Annotated in this window: 20 protein-coding genes; 9 read left to right on the top strand and 11 right to left on the bottom strand. The window is 71.5% G+C overall.

Annotation, left to right across the window (positions count from 1 at the left end; all coding sequences use genetic code 11):
• Positions 1-28: 28 nt before the first annotated feature.
• The 4 genes from ACQUQF_RS11575 to ACQUQF_RS11560 form a co-directional block, all read right to left on the bottom strand.
• A complete protein-coding gene (locus ACQUQF_RS11575) occupies positions 29-850 on the bottom strand; it encodes a phosphatase PAP2 family protein (protein WP_435178910.1) in 822 nt (273 codons plus the stop codon).
• Between the two features lie 207 nt (positions 851-1,057).
• Positions 1,058-1,783 (bottom strand): RNA methyltransferase, encoded by a 726-nt coding sequence (locus ACQUQF_RS11570; RefSeq protein WP_435178908.1) that lies wholly within the window; start codon positions 1,781-1,783, stop codon positions 1,058-1,060.
• Positions 1,780-2,367, bottom strand: coding sequence for a hypothetical protein (locus tag ACQUQF_RS11565; protein ID WP_435178906.1), 588 nt, complete (start codon positions 2,365-2,367; stop codon positions 1,780-1,782). Before ACQUQF_RS11565 ends, ACQUQF_RS11570 begins: the two co-directional genes overlap by 4 nt.
• Before the next feature lie 82 nt (positions 2,368-2,449).
• On the bottom strand, positions 2,450-4,594 hold the full coding sequence (locus ACQUQF_RS11560) for an NERD domain-containing protein (RefSeq protein WP_435178904.1): 2,145 nt from the start codon (positions 4,592-4,594) through the stop codon (positions 2,450-2,452).
• 299 nt (positions 4,595-4,893) lie between these two features.
• Between ACQUQF_RS11560 and ACQUQF_RS11555 the strand changes: the two genes are divergently transcribed.
• From ACQUQF_RS11555 to ACQUQF_RS11545, 3 genes are all read left to right on the top strand, one after another.
• Positions 4,894-5,448 carry a hypothetical protein gene (locus tag ACQUQF_RS11555; protein ID WP_435178902.1) on the top strand — a complete coding sequence of 185 codons (555 nt, stop codon included), beginning with the start codon at positions 4,894-4,896 and terminating at the stop codon, positions 5,446-5,448.
• A 50-nt stretch (positions 5,449-5,498) separates the two neighbouring features.
• Positions 5,499-6,641, top strand: coding sequence for a dihydropteroate synthase (gene folP / locus ACQUQF_RS11550; protein ID WP_435178900.1), 1,143 nt, complete (start codon positions 5,499-5,501; stop codon positions 6,639-6,641).
• Positions 6,642-6,743: 102 nt separating this feature from the next.
• Positions 6,744-7,436, top strand: coding sequence for a 6-hydroxymethylpterin diphosphokinase MptE-like protein (locus tag ACQUQF_RS11545; protein WP_435178898.1), 693 nt, complete (start codon positions 6,744-6,746; stop codon positions 7,434-7,436).
• A 30-nt stretch (positions 7,437-7,466) separates the two neighbouring features.
• Here ACQUQF_RS11545 and ACQUQF_RS11540 read toward each other — a convergent pair whose 3' ends face one another.
• The 5 genes from ACQUQF_RS11540 to ACQUQF_RS11520 all read right to left on the bottom strand — a co-directional run bounded on the left by ACQUQF_RS11540 (position 7,467) and on the right by ACQUQF_RS11520 (position 11,056).
• Entirely contained in the window at positions 7,467-8,438 is a 972-nt protein-coding gene (locus tag ACQUQF_RS11540) for a quinone oxidoreductase family protein (protein WP_435178896.1), read from the bottom strand.
• Positions 8,439-8,538: 100 nt separating this feature from the next.
• Entirely contained in the window at positions 8,539-9,120 is a 582-nt protein-coding gene (locus tag ACQUQF_RS11535; protein ID WP_435178894.1) for a metal-dependent hydrolase, read from the bottom strand.
• Between the two features lie 58 nt (positions 9,121-9,178).
• Positions 9,179-9,658, bottom strand: a complete 480-nt coding sequence (locus ACQUQF_RS11530) for a VOC family protein (protein WP_435178892.1) — start codon at positions 9,656-9,658, stop codon at positions 9,179-9,181.
• 84 nt (positions 9,659-9,742) lie between these two features.
• Positions 9,743-9,928 carry an HVO_2922 family protein gene (locus ACQUQF_RS11525; protein ID WP_435178890.1) on the bottom strand — a complete coding sequence of 62 codons (186 nt, stop codon included), beginning with the start codon at positions 9,926-9,928 and terminating at the stop codon, positions 9,743-9,745.
• Between the two features lie 123 nt (positions 9,929-10,051).
• Positions 10,052-11,056: a TIGR04024 family LLM class F420-dependent oxidoreductase gene (locus ACQUQF_RS11520; protein WP_435178888.1), complete on the bottom strand. Its 1,005-nt coding sequence runs from the start codon at positions 11,054-11,056 to the stop codon at positions 10,052-10,054.
• A gap of 217 nt (positions 11,057-11,273) precedes the next feature.
• On the opposite strand from ACQUQF_RS11520, the gene ACQUQF_RS11515 reads away from it, so the two are divergent.
• The 3 genes from ACQUQF_RS11515 (at position 11,274) to ACQUQF_RS11505 (ending at position 14,424) form a co-directional block, all read left to right on the top strand.
• Positions 11,274-11,909 (top strand): S26 family signal peptidase, encoded by a 636-nt coding sequence (locus ACQUQF_RS11515; RefSeq protein ID WP_435178886.1) that lies wholly within the window; start codon positions 11,274-11,276, stop codon positions 11,907-11,909.
• A 100-nt stretch (positions 11,910-12,009) separates the two neighbouring features.
• Positions 12,010-13,143: a putative sulfate/molybdate transporter gene (locus ACQUQF_RS11510; RefSeq protein ID WP_435178884.1), complete on the top strand. Its 1,134-nt coding sequence runs from the start codon at positions 12,010-12,012 to the stop codon at positions 13,141-13,143.
• Positions 13,144-13,197: 54 nt separating this feature from the next.
• Positions 13,198-14,424, top strand: a complete 1,227-nt coding sequence (locus ACQUQF_RS11505) for an alpha-hydroxy-acid oxidizing protein (RefSeq protein WP_435178882.1) — start codon at positions 13,198-13,200, stop codon at positions 14,422-14,424.
• Positions 14,425-14,436: 12 nt separating this feature from the next.
• On the opposite strand, the gene ACQUQF_RS11500 is transcribed toward ACQUQF_RS11505, so the two are convergent.
• Entirely contained in the window at positions 14,437-14,565 is a 129-nt protein-coding gene (locus tag ACQUQF_RS11500) for a hypothetical protein (RefSeq protein WP_435178880.1), read from the bottom strand.
• 305 nt (positions 14,566-14,870) lie between these two features.
• On the opposite strand from ACQUQF_RS11500, the gene ACQUQF_RS11495 reads away from it, so the two are divergent.
• The 3 genes from ACQUQF_RS11495 to ACQUQF_RS11485 are packed head-to-tail and all read left to right on the top strand — an operon-like array spanning position 14,871 to position 18,051.
• Positions 14,871-15,461, top strand: a complete 591-nt coding sequence (locus ACQUQF_RS11495) for a hypothetical protein (protein WP_435178878.1) — start codon at positions 14,871-14,873, stop codon at positions 15,459-15,461.
• Positions 15,462-15,481: 20 nt separating this feature from the next.
• Positions 15,482-17,269: an ABC transporter ATP-binding protein gene (locus tag ACQUQF_RS11490; protein ID WP_435178876.1), complete on the top strand. Its 1,788-nt coding sequence runs from the start codon at positions 15,482-15,484 to the stop codon at positions 17,267-17,269.
• Positions 17,266-18,051 carry an energy-coupling factor transporter transmembrane component T family protein gene (locus ACQUQF_RS11485; RefSeq protein ID WP_435178874.1) on the top strand — a complete coding sequence of 262 codons (786 nt, stop codon included), beginning with the start codon at positions 17,266-17,268 and terminating at the stop codon, positions 18,049-18,051. The genes ACQUQF_RS11490 and ACQUQF_RS11485 overlap by 4 nt, the downstream gene beginning before the upstream one ends.
• Before the next feature lie 32 nt (positions 18,052-18,083).
• On the opposite strand, the gene ACQUQF_RS11480 is transcribed toward ACQUQF_RS11485, so the two are convergent.
• On the bottom strand, positions 18,084-18,494 hold the full coding sequence (locus ACQUQF_RS11480; protein ID WP_435178872.1) for a hypothetical protein: 411 nt from the start codon (positions 18,492-18,494) through the stop codon (positions 18,084-18,086).
• Positions 18,495-18,508: the final 14 nt, after the last annotated feature.

The raw sequence follows: 18,508 nt of genomic DNA, 5'->3' as shown, positions 1-18,508 counted from the left end.
GGTCCGGCGGCGGCGCGACGCCGCCCGACTACAGCGGCGTGCGCCGCCGGACCCCGGAGACGAACTCCCGGGTGACGACCGACCAGCGGGGGTCGCTGACCCGCTGGGAGAGCCTGTAGGCCACCCACACCAGCAGGACTGCGAACGCGGCGTCGGTCACCCAGTGGACGCCGAGGTACAGCGTCGAGAACACGATGGCGACCGCGAGCACCGTCGCGGTGTAAGCGTACCGGGTGTCGGCCTTCTGGGCGTAGAGCGCCGCCAGCACCGACAGCCCGGTGTGGAGGCTCGGGAACGCCTTCACGAGCGTGTCGGTCGAGAAGATGCCGTACTGGATGGCCGGGCTGAGCTCGTACATCAGCGGCTCGACCGTCGAGAGGTACAGCGACGACACCTTCACCGGGAACAGCAGGAAGAACGGCACCGCCGCCACGACCACCATGATGTACGCCAGCGCGTAGCGGTGGGCCTCCTCCTCGTCGTGGGCCTTCAGCTTGAAGTACGTGAACAGCACGACGAACGGGAACCCGACGAGGTAGACGCCGGTCGCCAGCACCGTCAGCGGCGTGGCCGTCACCGCCTGGAACGCCGCGACGGTCGCGCCCTCGATGGCGTAGATGGCGCCCGTGAAGGTCCGGGCGACGTGGAAGTGCAGCGCCAGCGTGTTCACGACCTCGGTGACCACCCAGGCGACCCCGAGGTACTTCCAGTCGGTCTTCAGGAAGTCGACGAGCAGCGTCCGGAACCGCTCGTCCGGGAGGAAGAGCCGCTTGCCGACCAGCATGGCCGCGATGCTCGGGACCGCGACGAGGAGGGTGAACTGCGTACCGAGCGGGAGGGAGGCAAACATAGTACTGGGTAGTTACGCACCTGTCTGATAAAAGATTTGACTATCTGTCCGTCGCCGTGCGAACTGCACTCTAAGCACCTGTGACATTGAACGAACCCCCACTACCGCCTACCTGACGTTCGCGGGCGAGTCGGAAAAGCCGTTCGGGCGACGGACTACGGCGCAGGTCGAAGCTGTCCGGAGCCGTGCCTTCGCCGGTGCTCGGGGTCAGCTGTCGTCCCCGGCGTGGTAGATGGCGCGCCGGAGCACCCCGCGGAGGGTCCGGACCTCCCGGCCGGTCGGGTGGGCCCGACCCAGGAGCCGCCGGACCAGCCGGAGCGTCTTGGCCCGCTTCTCCTCGGGGTGGTCGATCGCGGCCAGGAACTCGGCGAAGTGGTCGTAGAACCCCTCGATCTCGGCCTCGTCGGCCCGCTCGCGCTCGACGTCCGGGAGCTGGGTCTCCTCCAGGGTGAGCTCCCGGAGCTCGTAGAGGGTGACCGTGGCGGCCTGCCCCAGGTTGAGCGACGAGTAGGCGGCGCTCGCGGGGATCGAGCACACCCGGTCGACCCGCGCCATCTCGTCGTTGGTCAGGCCGTTGTCCTCGCGGCCGAAGACGAGGCAGGTGTCGGCCTCGACGCCCCGGAGGTCGTCGGCCAGCTCGTCGACCGTCACGAACGGGAACCGGCGGTGCTTGCGGGCGTCCTCGTTGGTCTTGCCGGTCAGCCCCACGGTGTGGTAGTTCTCCACGAGGTGGTCGAACGTCACCTCGTCGTAGTTCGGCAGCACGTCCTCGCGGGCCTGGCCGGCGAAGCCGTAGGCCTCGCTGTCGCGGTGGAGGTCGGGCGGGTCGACTATCTTGAGGTCGGACAGCCCGAAGTTCTTCATCGCCCGCGCGATGGTCCCGACGTTGCCGGGGGTCTTCGGCTCGACGACGGCGACGGCGGGCGGGTTCATGACGAGGGGTAGTCCCGCCCGAGGTCGAGGTCGTCCGCGTCGTCCTCGTCGATCGGTTCGCCGCTCGACTCGTCGCCCTCCGCGTCCATGTTCCGGAGGTCGATGCGCTCGCGCTCCTCCTCGGGGAGCTCGACGTTCAGCGCCTCCTGGTCGGCCTCGGGCGGCTCGGGCACGTCCTCGGGGTCGGTCTCGACGTGCTCGACGCCGCCGTACCCCTCGGGGGCGCGCCCGCCGTCGGCGAACCACTCGTGGAACTCGTCCTGGAGCTCCTGCTGGCCCTTGAACCGGCTGCCGCCCGCCTCCGAGAACCAGTAGAGGAAGTCGGGTTCGTGCTCCGAGCAGAGCACGACCTCGCCCAGCGCCTCGCCGTAGACGACCTCCGCGACGTTGCACTCGTGGACCTCCTCGTCGCCGTGGATGAGCCAACACGCGTCGCAGGGCGCGTTGACCAGCGCCTGGAGCCGGACCAGCCGCTTGCGGGGCTCCTTCGGGATCTCGTCCATCGGTCGGAACTCCCCGTCCTCGGTGAACACCTCCTCCTCGTCGAACCGCCAGCCGCGAAGCCCGATGCTGACCTTGCCCATTTGCTCGACGGTTGGCGTTCGGGCGTGAAAAAGAGCCCGTTTGCCCGCGCCGCGTCGGCCGCCGCCCGATCCGCTGTCCGGGCTAGTCCGCGAACTGGTCGATGGTCGTGGCCCGCGACCCCTCGTCCATCTCGCGTTCGAGGTCGTCGGGGCGGGGCGCGGGGAACGTCAGGGCCGGGTCGAACCACGAGACCTGGCGGTTGATGTCCTCGATCTCGTGGAAGATGGGCTCGTCGTCGCCCGTGCCGGTGACCGTGCACCACGCCTCGGTCCGGGTGAGCGCGACGAACGCCTCGTTGCGCCGCTGGACCAGGTCGGCCCGCCGGCTGTCGTCCTCGACGTGCTCGACGCCGACGACGTACACCGTCGCGGCCTGGTTGCCCTTCGCCCGGTTGACCCGCGAGACGGTGACCGCGCCGTCCTCGGCGAACACGTCCTTGCTGCCCTCCCAGACCAGGTTGGGGGTCACGCCCCGCGCTTCGAGTTCGTCGGCGAGTCGCTCGCCCGTCTCCCTGGAGGGCCAGTACTCACCGAGCGGGACGACCAGGATCTGCTCGGGCGCGAGGCCGTGGTCGGTCACGTCGGCCGCGACGCGGTCGGCCACCCACTCGATCTCGTCGTCCTTGGTCGCGAACGACTGGAACGCCGCGAACGGGGTGGCGGCCGTCTCGTCGGCCAGCGGGTGGGGCGAGTGCTCGGCCGGCCGCGTCAGCTCGACCGGTTCGCCGAACTTCCGGAAGTCGCCCGACGCGACCTCGTAGCCGATCGACTCCCAGCCGTCCTGGGTCGTGATGGCCTGGACCGCGCCGCCGTCCCGCACCAGCCCCATCCCGAGCGCGTGGGCCAGCATCAGCACCGACCGCGGGGTGCGGTAGGCCTTCCGCATGATCTGGCTCTTCTGGACGCCGCCCTCGTAGGTGCCCCGCAGGTCGACCACCGGCTCGCCGGACTCGTCGGTCCCGAAGACGTTGGTCGGGCTCGGCGCGGTCAGCGTCTGGAGGTTCTGGGCCTCGTCGTACGCCCAGATAAGCCGCTTCGGCGGGCGGAGCGCGGCCCGGCAGAGCCTGTAGAACCCCGGGTCGAAGTCCTGGGCCTCGTCGATGAGGATCGCGTCGTACGACTCCTGGACGTGACCCTCCTCCAGCACCTCCAGGCAACAGGAGTGGAGCAGGTTGCCGTCCGCCTCGTCGAACGCGTCCCTGGCGTCGCCGTAGGTCCGGGGCGAGACGCCCGCTTCCTGGGCGATGCGGTAGTAGAGCCCCTGGCGCTCCCGGCCGCCCCAGCCGTGGAGGATGTTGAGCTTGTTCCAGTCCGGTTCGGCGTCCTCGGAGGTGAAGAAGGCGTAGTAGCGCCGGACCTTCTCGGTGATGGTGTCGTAGAGGCTCCGGGTCTGGAACGTGAGCGCGACGTCCCACTCGGGGCGGGCGGCGTGCATCCGGGCGGCCTTCTTGGCCATCAGCACGGTCTTGCCCGACCCCGCGATGCCCCGGACCTGCTGGGGGCCGTCGGGGATCTGGAGACCGACCTCCTCCTGCTTCTCGTCGAGCCTGTTCAGCCCCTTCTGAAGGCGCTCGTAGAGGCCGGCCTTCGTCTGGCCGTCTTCGAGCTGTGGACTGCGCTCGCCGCTGATCGGCTGGCCGCCGCTCAGCACCGCCCGGGCGGCCTCGTACTCCTCGGTGGAGAGCCGCTCGCCGGGCAGCGACTCGATCCGGCGGCGCAGCGCGGCCGGCGTGAGGTCGTCGGCGGTCAGCACCGGCGGCGCGGCCGGCCCCTCGTGGAACCCGCGGGCCTCCCACTCCTCCCGGGAGATGTTGGGGAGCGCGACGAGGGGGTTCATCGACACCTTGTGGTTGTGGCGCTCGTCCATCAGGTCGGGCTCCTTCGTGAAGTGCGAGAGCAGCTTGAACCCCTGGTCGCGGGCCTGGGAGTACGGCGCGGCGCTCGACTGGGCGGTCCCCCGCAGCACCCACTTGTCGCCCTCGATGGCCCGGATGTGGTCGATCTGGTAGCCCTTGCACTCGATGACCACCGCGCCGGCCTCCCGGAGGAACAGGAGGAAGTCCATCTCCCGGTCGTACTCCCCGGCGGTCCGGTCCACGATGGGGTACCGGTGGTAGGCGACGCCGGCGTCGTCCGGCCCGAACGCCGACTTGAGCCGGTCCCAGACCGCCCGCTCGGCGTCGGCCCCGGAGTGGTCGGCCCAGTGACCCGACGAGACGAAGTTCATGTCACATCCCCTGTGGAAGGACGATTTAAACCTTAGGTTTGCGCCGGCGGGTGGTTTCGGTCCGAGTGTTCTGGGGGACCGTGGTGACAACCAACGGAATCGGACCACGTGGTTTCGAAAGCCCCCGCCCGCTCGCGGTCGCTGGCCGACATATCCTCGGCTCCCTCCGGTCGCCTCGGACAGGGGTCGGCCAGACGACCAGGTAAACGCGAGCGGGCGGCCCCTTTCATCCACCCAATCTGCAGGTGTGTTCCGAGCGCCTCCGAACGCTTAGGCACCCTACGGTCGTAGCGGTCTGCATGACCGACCGCGGTCGCGCCGACTCCGTCTCGGTCGAGGGCGACGTCGACCCGCCCGCCGGGACCGAGTACCGGCCGGATGAACACGCGATTCGATACGTGGCCCGCATTCGGGCCGGCGACGAGGATCCGCCAGAGCGCGAGTCAGCCTACGAGACCCGACCCTTCGAGGACTGGGCGACGACCGAGGGGGCAAAACTCGGTCGGGACCGCATCGCCGGGGTGGTCGAGTCGCGACTCGACAAGAGCCGAGGAGTCAGCATCGCGTGGGGGCTGCACCCCGACGAGGACGCCGCAGGCGACGACCGAACCGACGACGGTCGGGACAGCAGGGACCGAACCGACAGTTGTGAACGCCACGGGCTCGCGGTGACGGTCGATCGCTGGACCGGACGTGACCGAGACGGAAAGGTCGTCTCGGAAGCTGACGTCGGGTACGACGACTTGCGCGACGCGACTCCCGAGTCGGTGACCGCGACGGTTCGCTTCTCGGGGCGGACCCACACCGAGACGTTCCCGGTCGTGGTGAGAGAGGAGACGGACCAGTCCCTGTAATCGCTGCCGAAACGACCCGCTTTTTACCTCTCGGGTCCCGCCGTCCCGACATGCAGAACGTCACCGCCGCGGGGCTGGGCATCGGCGACGACTACCCGCCGCGGATCATGGGCGTCCTCAACGTCAGCGAGGAGTCGCCCTACGACCCGAGCGTCTACGACGACCCGGGCGAGGCCGCCGCGTACGTCGACGAGGAGCTCATCGGCGAGGGCGCCGACATCGTCGACGTCGGCCTCGAGTCCGCCAACAAGCGCTTCGAGGTGCTGTCGGCCGAGCAGGAGCTCGACCGGCTCGACACCGCGGTCGAGGCCATCGAGAGCGTGTCGGGCGACGCCGTCTTCTCCATCGAGACCCGGTATGCCGAGGTGGCAGACGAGGCGCTCTCGCGGGGCTTCGACATGGTCAACGACATCTGCGGGTTCGCCGACCCCGCGATGCCCGACGTGTGCCGCGAGCGCGACGCCGCGGTCGTCAAGATGGCGAGTCCGCCCGACCTGAAGCGGCCGGGCGCGGTGGAGAAGCCCGACGACATCTACGAGGCTCTGAAACGTGAGGGGCTGACCGACAAGACCATCGTCGACCCGGCGTTCGGCGGGTGGTCCGAGGAGAAGACCCTCGAGGACGACCGCGAGACGTTCCGCCGCCTCCGGGAGTTCCGCGGGCTCGGCCGGCCCATCCTGGTCTCGATCAACCGGAAGAACTTCCTCCGGGACGTCGCCGGCCGGAGCACCGAGGCGGCCCTCCCGGTGTCGCTGGCCGCCACCTCGATGGCGGTCGAGCGCGGCGCCCACGTCGTCCGGACCCACGACGTGGCCGAGACCGCCGACGCCGCGAAGATCGGCGCGGCGTTCGCCCGCGACCGGGTGGCCGAGGACGTCGACGGAATCGGCGTCGAGGAACTCGACGTGACCGTCGCCGGCGAGGCGGCCCGCCACCTCGACCGCCTCGGCGCCGACGCGGACCTGGCGGACGAGATGGCGACGCAGGTCTTCGAGCTCTCGGGGCTCTCGACCGACGAGCGCGAGGCTCTCGGCGCAGCCGCCCCGGACGCCGGTGCCGTCGTCGCGCCCGGCGAGTCGGGCGTCTTGGTCGCGGGATCGCCGGCCGAGCTCGGCCGGCTCCGGACCCTCGTCGACGGGGCCGCAGACCGCCTGCGCGCGGCGCTCGAAAGCGTCGGCGAGCCGAAACGCTAAGAGAAAACTTATGCCGGGGGAGCCAGAACCACCGCTCGGGAAGCCGGAAGGGCGCTCGCGGGTAGGGGTACTTGCCAGCGAACTTCCGGCTCGACGGTTCTTATGAACTATCAGACCTGGAGACCCGTCTACGAGCTGATACTCGACGACTTCGGCTTCGCCCGGTCGGCCGACGAGCGCGCCCGCGACGCGCTGGCCGACCTGGCCCGGCCGTTCGACCTCGACCGCCTCGACGCGACCGGCCTCACAGTCGCCGTGGCGGGCGCCGGCCCCTCGCTGACCGACGCGGACCAACTGGACCGCGCACGCGACGCCGACGCCGTGTTCGCGGCCTCGACCGCGGCCGACGACCTCCGGGACGCTGGTATCGCGGTCGACTGCATGGTCACGGACCTCGACAAGAACCCCGCCACCGCCCGCGAGCTGACCCGGGACGGGATTCCGGTCGCGGCCCACGCCCACGGCGACAACCTGGCCGCGCTCCGCGAGTGGGTGCCCCGGTTCGACCTCGACCACGTCCTTGCGACGACGCAGGCCCGGCCGGTCGGGCCCGTCCGGAACTTCGGGGGCTTCACCGACGGCGACCGGGCGGCGTTCCTCGCCGACCACCTCAGCGCCGACCGCCTGGTGTTCGTCGGCTGGGACCTCGACGACCCCGACGTCGACGCGACGAAGGCGAAGAAACTTCGGTGGGCCGAGCGCCTGTTGCGCTGGCTGGAGCTGCGTCGCGGCGAGGAGTTCGACGTGCTGGACGGTCGCCGGGGGGAAATCGACGTGAGCGAGTTCCCGGGCTGAGCGTCTCCGGCCATCTCGGCGGGACCCTGCTCAGGGCTCCAGCACGACCTTCCCCACGGTCTCGCGGTTCTCGATGGCCTCGTGGGCCTCGGCCGCGGCCTCGAGGGGGAACCGCTCGCCGACCACGACCTCCAGTTCGCCCGACGCCAGCAGCTCCTGGAGCTCGGGCACCGCCTTCAGGATGCGCTGGGGGTCGCGCTGGAGCGCGTTCCCGAGGTGGAAACCGAGTACGGACTTGTTCTCGAAGAGCAGTCGCGTGGTGTCGACCTCGCCGGGTTCGCCGCTGGCCGCGCCGTAGGCCACGACCCGGCCGAAGTGCGAGAGCGCGTCGATGCTCCGCGCGAACGTCTCGCCGCCCACGCCGTCGAGCACGAGGTCGACGCCCTCGTCGTCAGTCCGGTCCGCGACGACCTCTCTGAAGTCTGATTCCTCGTAGTTGATCGGGTGGTCGCAGCCGAGCCGTTCGGCCAGGTCGAGCTTCTCGTCGGTGCTGGCGGTGCCGAACACCTCGGCGCCGGCCGCGCTGGCCAGCTGGACCGCCGCGGTGCCGACGCCGCCCGCGGCGGCGTGGACCAGGACGCGCTCACCGTCTTCCAGTTTGCCCCACTCGTGGAGGACCGCGTGGGCGGTCAGGAACTGGACCGGGAACCCGGCGGCCTCGGCGAATGACATCGGCTCGGGCACCTCGAACAGCGAGTCGGCGTCGGCCAGCGCGTAGTCGGCGTAGCCGCCCCGGCCGGTCATGGCGACCACCCGGTCGCCCTCCTCGTATTCGACACCGTCGCCGACGGCGTCGATCGCGCCCGCGGCCTCCATCCCGGGCACGTAGGTCGGGTCGGGCCCGCCGACGTAGTGGCCCCGGCGCTGCATGATGTCCGCGAAGTTGACGCCCGCGGCCTCGACCTTGATGCGGACCTGCCCGGGCCCGGGCTCGGGCGTCTCGGCCTCGGTCACGTCCAGTGCGTCGCTACCGCCGAACTCGGTCACTTCGACGCGTCGCATGCCCCGGGCTTCGACCCGGGCGCCGATAAACTTTCATGGAGTGGTTCGTTTCTCCGGTCCGAGCGCCCGCGGGTCGGCCCGGCAGCGACCCCGACGGGGGTCACCGCGAGCGATTCGAATCGCCGGACGGGGTCGATCGGACCGCGGACGTCCGGTCCCGAGTGCGGCGGACGACGACGGTCAGGACGAGGAGCTGTGCGGCGATTCCGGCGGCCAGCAGCCCGTAGTTCCACGCCGGGTCGGCGGGGTGGACCAGCCCGAGCGCGACCGGCCGGTTCGACAGCGGCCAGAGGGGCTCGACCGGGTTGTCGGCGATGGGGATCATCAGCAGGTCGGCGAACAGGTGGCTGGCGAGGCCGGCGAGCGCGCCGCCGAACCCGAGCGCGAACGCCGCCCGCGGCCGGAACTCGGGCACGCTGTCGACGCGACGGGCGAGCCACAGGAGGTTCACCGAGACGAACGCCAGGGCGAGTCCGAAGGCGAGGCTGGCCGCGAGCGCGAACAGCACGGTGTGCGGACCGCCGTGGTGGTGCGAGAAGGGAACCTTCCCGTCGAGGTCCGGCAGGAGCGCGGTGGCCAGCGCCAGCACCAGCACCGGCGGGTACCGGCGCTTCCGGTCGAGCAGGAGCGCGATGGGCGCGGCGAACAGGAGGGCCATCCCGACGTGGCCCAGCGGAAACATGCCGGTCGTAGCGCTCGCACGGCATTAAGCGCGACGGGCGAACGGGGTCCCCGAACCGCTACTCCGAGAGCTTCTTCCCGCCGATGTAGAGTCGCTCGGAGCCGGGCCGCCCGTCCTCGAAGGGCTCGCGGTACTCCATCAGCTGGAACAGCACGCCGGTCGGGTTCCGGGGCGAGACGAACGCCTCCGACCACTCGTCGTAGTCGGTCCGGTCGACGACGCGGACACCCCCGGCGTCGAGCGCGTCGACCGCCGCGTCCATGTCCGCGACCTCCAGGGTGACGTGGTGCATCCCCGGCCCGCGCTCGGCGAGGAAGTCGGTGAGGAACGACTCCTCCCCGTCCACGGGCTCTATCAGTTCGACCCGCGAGGCGTCGCCGAGCCGGTAGTAGGCCCACCGGAACGCGCCGGTCGGGTCCGTCTCGTGGACGAGTTTCTCGGCGCCGAGCAGTTCCAGCAGGGGTTCGGCGTCGGCCACGGACTCGACCGCGATGCCGACGTGGTCGACGCGGACGTCGGATAGTTCGGTCTCGGTCATGCGTCCGGTGTCGGCCGCGACCGGAATAGGTGTTCCCCGCGTCGCCGGAACCAAACGGAGAACCGGCCGCGCGGCGATGTCGACTCAGTCGGCGACGACGACGTCGGCGTCGGCGGCGTTCGCCTTCACGCTCTCGATGCCCTGCTCGGCCTTCTGCTTCGTCGCGTACCCCTCCCCGGAGTCGGCGATGATGTTGCCGTTGTCGTGGACGAGTCGCCAGCGCCAGTTCTCGGATCGGTCCTCGTACAGCTCGAACGTCGATCTACTCATTGTGCGTCCGGATCTCCTCAGACCCGCGACAAAAGGCTTCGGTGGGTAGCCCTCCCCACCGCTACGAAGGCGTCCGGAGCTCTCCAGAGCCGCCTCTGGGCCGTTCCGGCGGGGAGTCCGCGCTCACCGATTCGGCGCGAGCGCCTCCAGGGTCGCCGCCAGTTCGTCCTGCTCGGCGCCACGGGGGAACGACACCGCGACCCGGTCGACGCCGTCGATGGCCTCGAACCGCTCGATCTGCTCGCGGGCGCGCTCGGGCGTGCCGACCGCCCCGAGGTCGTCTAGCAGGTCGTCGCCGATGGCGTCGAGCGCGGCCTGCCGGTCGCCGTTGCCCCAGGCCGAGGCGACGGTCTCGGCGGTCTCCTCGTAGCCCTGCCGGGCGAGCGCGTTCCGGTAGAACGTCCCCATCGCGCCGACGTAGAACGCGAGGTGCTGGCGCGCGAGGGTTCGGGCGCGCTCGCCGTCCTCCGAGACCGCGCAGGTGATCGAGAGCGTGACCCGGACGTCGTCGGGGTCGCGGTCGCCGAGGTCGGCGCCCCGCCGGAGGTCTTCCATCCGGTCGCGCACCCCGTCGGGCGTGAGCATCAGCGCGTGCCAGCCGTCGGCGAACCGGCCGGCGAGTTCGACCGACTTCGGGCCCATCCCGGCGGCGTCGACCGCTACGGGGGTCTCCGGCGGGTCGCACCGCAGCCGGAAGCCCCCGAGGGTGAAGACGTCGCCGGCGTAGTTGACCGTCTCGCCCGAGAGCACCTGCCGGACGATTTCTATGTACTCGCGGGTCCGCCGGAGGGGCTCGTCGAAGGACTGGCCGTGCCAGCCCTCGATGACGGCGGGCCCCGAGGGGCCGAGGCCGAGGCGGAACCGCCCGCCCGACAGCTCCTGGAGCGTCGCGGCGGTCTGGCCGACGAGCGCGGGCGATCGGGAGTAGACGTTGAGGATCGAGGGGCCGATGCCGATGTCGTCGGTGCGCTCGGCGACGGTCGCGAGCACGGTCGCGGCGTCCCGGCCCCAGGTCTCCGGGAGCCACGCCCGGCGGTAGCCGGTCTCCTCGGCCAGCCGGGCCAGCGAGACCACGTCGTCGATGCTCGGTCGGGCCGCCACCGGCAGGTGGACGGTTCGGTGGGTCATGGCCGACACCACGCAGGCGCCCACCATAGTTCCCGTGCCAACGCCGAGGACCGGGAACGCGGTTCATCCGGCGTCGCGTTGGCGGTCGCCGCCCCACTCACTCGCCGGCGGTCGCAGGGGGCAGGCCGACAGCGACGCCTCGCGAACCCGCCAGAAGAGGCGACACTCCGCGGACCCGGCAGAAGATTAACGGGACCGCCCGGAGACGTCAGAGTCGATGAGCGACGACACGCCGACCGAGCGGGTGCGCGAGGCGGTGACCCGGTTCCGCGAGAGCGACCACGCCGCGGTCGCGCTCCTCCGGGACACCGCCCAGAGCCTCCTCGTCGTCGGATTGGTCGCCCTAGTGCTGTTCGGCGTCAGCGGGGTGTGGCCGCCGATGGTCGCGGTCGAGAGCGGGAGCATGGAGCCCCACATGGAGCGGGGCGACCTCGTGTTCGTGATGGACGAGCACCGGCTGGCGCCCGGCGCCGCGACCGACGGGACCGGCGTCGTGACCCACCGGGCCGGGGAGACGACGGGCTACCGGAAGCTCGGCGACCACGGGGACGTGATCGTCTTCCGGCCCGACGGCAGCAGGTCGGAGACGCCAATCATCCACCGGGCGCGGTTCTGGGTGAACGACTCGGAGAACTGGTACGACGAGGCCGACCCCGAGTACCTCCCGGGCGACAGCTGCGCCGAGATCCGGAACTGCCCGGCCCCGAACGCCGGGTTCGTGACGCTGGGCGACGCCAACCCCTACTACGACCAGGCGGTCGGTCGGAGCCGACCGGTCCGCCCCTCGTGGGTCCGGGGCACCGCCGAGGTGCGCGTGCCGTTCCTCGGCCACCTCCGGCTCGCGCTGAGCTGACAGGCCGGGAAGTGTAACCGATGTCGGTTACGCCAGACTCGCTCACAGCCGATTCCGGTTTCTGAGTAAACCTAAGTCGATTACGACCGACCCTTCGGACATGGACGTCCCGGTCGTGAACTGGGGGACGCGGCGGGTCGAACTCTCCGCCGGCGAGGTGACCGGCGCGGTCGGCGACTCGGTGACGGTGCTCCCGATCGTGGTCGCCGTATCGGCGCTGACCGACCTCAGCCTGCCGGTGCTGCTGCTCTGGTTCGGCGCGTTCCAGGTGGTCTGGGGGCTGCGGTACGGCGCGCCGGTCTCGGTCGAACCCATGAAGGCGCTGGCTGCGCTCGTGGTCGCCGGGTCGCTGACGGTCCCGGAGCTCGCGGCTGCGGGGACGCTCGCCGGCGGCGTCCTGCTCGCGCTCGGCGCGGCGGGCGCGCTCGGCGCGCTCGCCGACCGCATCGACGCGGCCGTCATCCGCGGGGTCCAGCTGGCGGTCGCGCTCGTGCTGGCCCGGACCGGGCTCGAACTCGGCGCCGGCGCACCGGAGATCGCGCTCGCGGCCGGAGCCGTGGGAGTCTCGGTCATCGCACTGGGCTACCGGCGGGCGAGCGCGCTGGCCGTCCTCGGGTTCGGGGTCGCGCTCGCCGGGCTGGAGACGGGCGCGCCGGGCCTCGCCGTGCCGGCCCTGGGCGTCGCGGGTCTCGGGGCCGGTGCCGGTGCTGGCGGATTCGGCCCGCTCCCGGCCGACTTCGCACTGACCCGGGACGCCCTCGCCGCGACCGGCGCGCAGCTCGCGATGACCGTGGGCAACGCCGCGGTCGCGACCTCGCTGCTCCTCGGCGACCTCTACGACGCCGACGTCTCGCCCGACGAACTCGCGACGAGCATGGGCGCGATGAACCTGCTGGCGGTGCCGCTCGGCGCGCTCCCGATGTGCCACGGCAGCGGCGGCGTCGCGGGCAAGCACGCCTTCGGCGCGCGGACCGCGGGCGCGAACCTGGTGCTGGGGGCGCTCTACGCCGCGGCGGCGCTCGGCGCGGCCGACCTGGTCGCGGCGTTCCCGATGGCGGCGCTCGGGGTCGTGCTCGCGCTGGTCAGCGTCGAACTGGGCCGGGCGAGCCTCGACACCGACTCGCTGGCGCTGACCGCGGGCGTCGGCGTCCTCGGCGTCGCGACCAACGTGGGGCTGGCGTTCGTCGCCGGCGTGGCTGCCTCGGCGGTGCTGGCGCGGGCCGGCGGCGAGTGATGCCGGCCCGCTTCCGGACCAAGCTATAACACCCCACACCGCCTCCGAGGGACCATGGACGACCCGTCCGAGCCCTACGGCCCGAATCGACAGCGCGAGGTGTACGCCGGCGGGATGCTCGCCGACCAGCACCCCGACCTGCCCGTCGATCCCGACGCCCTCCGCGAGGCGGCCACGGACGCCCTCTCGGCGGAGGCCTGCGCCTACGTCGTCGGGAGCGCGGGCGGCGAGGACACGGCCGACCGGAACCGCGAGGCGTTCCGGCGGTGGCGCATCGTCCCGCGGATGTTGCAGGACGTCGCGGAGCGGGACCTCTCGGTCGAACTCCTCGGCCGGGAGCTCCCCGTCCCGGTGCTGCTCGCGCCGGTCGGCGTCCAGTCGATCATCCACGAGGGCGGCGAGTTGGCGAGCGCGCGGGCCGCCGCCGACGTCGGCGTCCCGTTCGTCTCCAGTTCGGCCGCCTCGGCGACCATGGAGGACGTCGCTGCCGAACTCGGCGACGCTACGGGGTGGTTCCAGCTCTACCCGAGCCAGAACCCGGACGTGATCGCCAGCTTCGTGGACCGCGCGGAGGAGGCGGGCTACGAGGCCATCGTCGTCACGCTCGACACGCCGACGATGGGGTGGCGCGAGCGCGACGTGGCCAACGCCTACCTCCCGTTCCTCGACGGCGAGGGCGTGGCGAACTACCTCGCCGACCCGGCGTTCCGCGACTCGCTCGACGCCCCGCCCGAGGAGGACGAACGGACCGCCCTCTGGCAGTTCATCGAGCAGTTCGGCGACCTCTCGATGGACTGGGCGACCGTCGACGCGGTCGTCGAGCGGACCGACCTCCCGGTGCTGCTGAAGGGCATCCTCCACCCCGAGGACGCCCGCGAGGCGGTCCGCCGTGGCGTCGACGGGGTCGTGGTCTCGAACCACGGCGGCCGGCAGGTCGACGGCGCGATCGCGGCCATCGAGGCGCTTCCGGACGTCGTGGAGGCAGTGGCCGACGAGCGCGCGCTGGCTGACGAGGGGGACGACTTCGCCATCCTCTTCGACAGCGGTATCCGCCGGGGCGCGGACGCGATCAAGGCGCTCGCGCTCGGTGCGGACGCCGTGCTGCTCGGTCGCCCCTACGTCTACGGGCTGGCCATCGACGGCGAGGACGGCGTCCGGGCGGTCGTCCGGAACTTCCTCGCGGACCTCGACCTGACGCTGGCGCTGTCGGGGCGCGACTCCGTCGCTGACCTCGACGAGTCGGTGCTGGCGGACGGGAGCGGGAACGCGAGCCTCCGGTGACGGCCCCGGGACTCACTCGGGGCGGTCGGGCGCCTCGAACTCGTCGACCGACACCATCGCGTCCACGATGCGGTCGGCGAACGCGACGGTCCCGAGCACCGCGAGGACGAGGAGGGCTCCGGAGGCGGCGGGCGGTAGCATGGGGACCGCGATACGCCGTCGACGCCAATAAAATTTGGTCGTCGTTCGCGCGGTTCGCCGACCGCGGACGACTCTTACCGGCTACGGTCGCCTGCGAAGGGAGTGATTGAGGGGACTGATCCGACTATGTCTGGATGCCGATGCATTCGATGATTCCGTCACCACGAACCGTGATCGTCTCAAACCGGGAGACGGAGGCGGATTTCGGCATTGGTATATATCACTATGAGGCGTTCCGAGCGCCCGTTACTGCCAAATATGTATCATAGTAGATGTTTTGAGGGGTAGTTCCGATTTCACGCCTGATGTCGCAGGGCGCAACCGGCAAACGACGCTTCACGACCGACGCTAGCATAGGGAACCTGATAGTGATCGCGGGGCTCACGGCGGTCCTGTTCGCGGGCGGACTGGCCATCGCGGAGGGGGTCGGGGAGTTCGGCCCCGACATCGACTGGAAGCCGTTCTTCGTCGTCTACACGGTCATCGTCTTCGTGCCGTGGGGGACGCCGACCATCGCGGCCGCGGTCGGCGCGACGCTCGCGGAGGGCATCCTCGACTTCTTCGAGGGCCTCGAACCCGACGAGCCGTTCGGCTGGGCGGGTTACCTCGTCGGGTTCACGATCGCCGGCTGGGTCATGGGCGACGACACCGACGACGTCATGCGGCTGGCGACCGGCGCGGTGCTCGGCGGCTTCGTCCAGTTCGCCATCGAGGGGCTGGTATTCCTGGTCATCGAGGGCGACTCCATCAACGTCTACCTCACGGCGCTCGCGGGGAACACGGTCACCCACGGCATCATCCTCGGCGCCATCCCGCTGATCCCGATGGTGAACTACCTCAAGGGCCGGGCCGACCGGCTGTTCCCGGCCGCCGCGGACGGCCAGGTCGCGAACTGAACGGAGACCCTTTTTCGTACATGAACCGAAGTGCACGCGACGGGAGCGGGAGCGCGATAGCTGTCGACGACCTCACGTTCACGTACCCGACGGGGGACGGTCCGGCGCTCGACGACGTCTCGTTCGGGGCGGACGAGGGCGAGGTACTGGGTGTGCTCGGGCCGGTCGAGGCCGGGAAGACGACGCTCTCGATGGCGCTGGCCGGGTTCGTGCCGGAGATCACCGGCGGTCGGATCGAGGGCGGGCTCTCGGTCGCGGGCCGCGACCCGCGGTCGGCCGACGACGACCGGGTGGCGATGGTGTTCGAGGACTACAGCGCCCAGCTCACCCAGATCCGGGCGCTCGACGAGGTGGTCGCCCCGCTGACCAACGCCGGCCGCTCGCGGGAGGCCGCCGAGTCGCGGGCGCTCGACCTGCTCGACCGGGTGCGGCTCCGGGACGTCGCCGAGAAGTTCACCTGGGAGCTGTCGGGCGGCCAGCAGCAGCGGCTCGCCATCGCGGCCGCGCTCGCCGTCGACCCCGAGGTGCTCGTGTTCGACACCGCGACCGACATGCTCGACCCCGAGGGCCGGCGGAGCGTGGCCGACCTCGTGGCGTCGCTGGCCGGCGAGACCACGCTCGTCGTCACGGCCAACGACCCCGACGAACTGGTCGGCATCGCCGACCGGGTCGTCGTGCTCGACGGCGGCGAGGTCGTCGCTTCCGGGCCCACCCGGGAGGTGCTGACGGACGCCGCGCTGCTGTCGGACGTCGGGGTCGACCCGCCGGTCGCGCTCGACGTGGCCCGGCGGGTCGGGCTCGACGCCTCGCCGCTGACCGCCGACGAGTTCGCGCGCGCCGTCTCGGCCGACGGGCGGCGGACGCCCGTGGCCCCCGACGGCGCCGGGCGAACCGGGTCGGCCGGTGGTGCGGGCGACTCCGGAGCGGCGTCGCGAGACGGAGACGACGCGGTCCTCTCGGTCGAGGGCTGCACCTACGAGTACCCGGACGGGACGGTCGCGCTCTCGGGCGTCGACCTGTCGGTCGGCGCGGGCGAGGTCCACGCGATCCTCGGCGGCAACGGCGCGGGCAAGACCACGCTCAGCAAGCTCCTCGTGGGGCTCCAGCGCCCCACGTCCGGACGGGTGGTCGCCGCCGGGACCGACACCGCCGAGGCCACGGCGCGGGACCTGGCCGAGGACGTCGGCATCGCGCTGCAGAACCCCGACGAGCAGCTGAACCGACAGACCGTCGTCGACGAGATCCGGTATCCGCTGGAGAAGCGCCGGTACGAGCGGCGCGGCCCGCTCGGCCTCCTCGGCAGGCGGGAGCGGTACGACGAGGCGTTCGTCGACGAGCGCGTCGAGACCGTCGTCGACCTGCTCGGGCTCGGCGACGTGCGCGAGGCCGACCCGGTCTTCCTGCCGCAGGGCGAGCGGCGCCTGGTCACCATGGCCGCCGCGCTGGCGACCGACCCGGCGGCCGTGGTGCTGGACGAACCCGCGGCGGGCGTCGACGCCGCCTCCCAGCGGGTCATCGAGGACGCCATCCGGCGGCTCCGCGACGACGGGACGGCGGTCGTCGTCATCGACCACGACATGGCGTTCGTCTGCGAGATCGCCGACCGGGTGACGGTCCTCGACGACGGCGAGGTCGCGATGCAGGGGCCGGTCCGCGAGGTGTTCGCGCCGGAGAACCGGGACCGGCTCGCCGATCGGTACCTCCGGCCGCCGAAGGCCGCGCGGCTGGCCCGGCGGGTCGGGGTCGACGCGCTGACCCGCGACGACCTGGTCGAGGCGCTGGCGGCCGAGGGAGGTGTCTCGGCGTGAAGCGCCGCGTCCCGGTCGTCTACAACGACGTCGACAGTCCGCTCCACCGCCGGGACCCCCGCGCGAAGCTGGCGCTGTTCGCGCTGCTCGTGTCGCTGATCTACGTCGCGCCGACGTGGCACTGGATCCTCGGGCTCGCGGTGCTGGGCCTCGGGATGGCCGCGGTCGCCCGGGTGCCGGTGAAGTGGGTGGCGGTGCTGCTGGCCCTCCAGGTGCCCCAGGCGCTGAGCTTCCTGGCGTTCCCCGCGTTAGAGCGGATGGCGGCCGGCCAGCCGGCGTTCGGCGGGTCGTTCGACTACGCCCTGAAGATCACCCTCTCGTGGCCGGCCGCGCTGTTCCTGAGCGCGAGCATCTTCACCACGATGGAGCTGACCGAGCTCACCGACGCCCTCCGGGCGCTGGGCGTCCCGGAGGTCGCGGTGTTCACCGTCGAGTACGTCTTCCTGCTGTTCTACGTCACCATCAGCGACCTCTACCGCGTCCTCGACGCGATGAAGGTCAAGGGCCTCGAGATCGAGACGAGGAACCCGATCACGCTGGCGCGCAACCTCCCCGGCGTGGGCATCCCGATGTTCCTGACGGTGCTCAGGCGCTCGAACACGATGATGGCGGTGATGAAGATGCGGGGCTACTCGTTCACCGGCGACCGCGAGCTCCGGACCGAGCTGGAGTTCGGCGTCGGCGACGCGGTCCTCGTGCTACTCGGCGTGGCCGTGCTCGCGACCAGCGCGGCCGTCCGGGTGGGGTGGGCGACGGTGCCTGTTCTCCCTGCTGCGGGATGACGGTCCGTCTCGCCGCGGGACGGGGGCGGCCCTCATTCCGCGGTGACCGACTCGGACTCCGCCGCCAGCTCGCCGAGGTACTCCGCCTGGAGGCCGCGGTGGACCATCCCCAGGCCGATGCCGGCGACCGCGAGCGCCCAGTAGTAGCTCCCGTCGCCGGCGCCGTGGCGGGTGTAGACGACGTTGGCGAGGAACGCCACGACCACGACGGCGAGCGCGACCCAGGAGGCGACGAGCCGACGGCGCTCGCGCTCCGAGACGGGGAGGTCGGCGTAGTGGCGCAGCTTGCCGACCGTGTTCAGCCCGAACGCGGCCGCGACCACCGCGAGGCAGCCCCACGCCAGCGCGGGGACGCCCAGGTAGGTGGCTGCGGCGAGGCCGAGGACTCCGACGAACAGTGCCAGTCTGCTCCCGCCGACCGCGCGGCCAGGCTCGACGTGCATCGTTCGGGTCAGGC

It is taken from the genome of Halorussus sp. AFM4, from assembly GCF_051194995.1.
Classification (GTDB): Archaea; Halobacteriota; Halobacteria; order Halobacteriales; family Haladaptataceae; genus Halorussus.
Note: the sequence above shows the minus strand (reverse complement) of the source record. Positions and strands in the feature narration are given on the sequence as shown.